The sequence below is a fragment of the Streptomyces sp. NPDC017940 genome, assembly GCF_044328435.1.
Classification (GTDB): domain Bacteria; phylum Actinomycetota; class Actinomycetes; order Streptomycetales; family Streptomycetaceae; genus Streptomyces.
This window is the reverse complement of the sequence record NZ_JBIRHJ010000030.1, coordinates 1-1,484: the sequence shown is the minus strand read 5'-3', so window position 1 is coordinate 1,484 and position 1,484 is coordinate 1. Positions and strand designations below refer to the sequence as shown.

Annotated in this window: 1 protein-coding gene; it reads left to right on the top strand. The window is 70.3% G+C overall.

Translation table 11 applies throughout. From position 1 onward, the window contains the following. Positions 1-1,484 (top strand): condensation domain-containing protein (locus ACH4DX_RS35710; protein WP_398158154.1); only part of this gene is annotated, 1,484 nt, incomplete at both ends.

Below are 1,484 nucleotides of genomic sequence, written 5' to 3'. Positions count from 1 at the left end.
TACCGGACCGGTGACGTGGTGCGTCGCCGCCGCGACGGACAGCTCGAGTACGTCGGCCGTGCCGACGAGCAGGTCAAGGTCCGCGGCTTCCGTATCGAGCTGGGCGAGATCGAGGCGGCACTCCTGTCCCACCCCGAGGTCGCTCAGACCACGGTGATGGCCCGTGAGGACCGTCCGGGCGACAAACGTCTCGTCGCCTACGTCGTCCCGTCGCAGCCCGGTACGTTCCTGGACTCGGGCCAGATCCGCCAGTACGTCGGTGAGTTGCTGCCCGAGTTCATGGTCCCGGCCGCCGTGGTCACCCTGCCCGAGCTGCCCCTGACCGCCCACCGCAAGGTCGACAAGCACGCCCTGCCCGCCCCCGACTACGTCGAGGCGCGGCGCGTACGTGGCCCGCGTGACGCCCGCGAGGAAGTCTTGTGCGCGGTCTTCGCCGAGGTGCTCGGAGTGGAGCGGGTCGGTATCGACGACAGCTTCTTCGAACTGGGCGGCCACTCGCTGCACGCCACCCGCGTGATCAGCCGCATCCGTGCGGTGTTCGGCATGGAGGTCCCGCCCCGCGCGATGTTTGAGGCGCCGACCGTCGCGCAGCTGGTCGCGCGCATAGCGGACGCGCAGGGCGCCCGCACGGCGCTGGTCCCGGCGCGCCGCCCCGCGGAGATCCCGCTGTCGTTCGCGCAGCGCCGCCTGTGGTTCCTCAACCGCCTCGAGGGACCTGAGTCCGTTACATACAACATGCCCATCGCCCTGCGGCTCACAGGCCAGCTGGACTGCGACGCCCTGCGCGCAGCCCTCTCCGACGTCGTCGTGCGTCATGAGTCGCTGCGCACGGTCTTCCCCGAGGGCGAGGACGGTGTGCCGGTCCAGCGTGTCCTCGACGCGACGGACTACATGGTGGAGATGCCGGTACGGCAGATCGGCGAGGAGGAGGTCCCAGAAGCGATCGCCCAGGCCGCGCGGCACGGGTTCGACCTGACCGCCGAAACTCCCTTGCGCGCATCGTTGTTCGGACTCAGCGACACCACGCACGTCCTGGTCGTCGTCCTGCACCACATCGCGGGCGACGGCTGGTCAATGGCACCGCTGGCGCGTGACGTCGCGCTGGCCTACGAGGCACGCACCACGGGCCGCACCCCGGGCTGGGAGCCGCTGCCGGTGCAGTACGCGGACTACGCACTGTGGCAGCAGGACGTACTCGGCGAGGAGTCCGACCCCGACAGCATGATCAGCCGTCAGCTCATGTACTGGAAGCAGCAACTGTCTACTCTGCCGGGCCAGTTGGAGTTGCCCGCAGACCGCCCCCGCCCGGCGGTCTCCTCGCATCGTGGCGGCACCGTGCCGGTGGCCGTCGACGCGGAACTGCACCAGGGCCTCGTCCACCTTGCGCGCGAGTCGGGTGCGAGTGTGTTCATGGTGGTGCGGGCGGCGTTCGCGGCGCTGTTGTCGCGGATGGGCGCGGGGGCGGACATCCCGATCGGTACGCC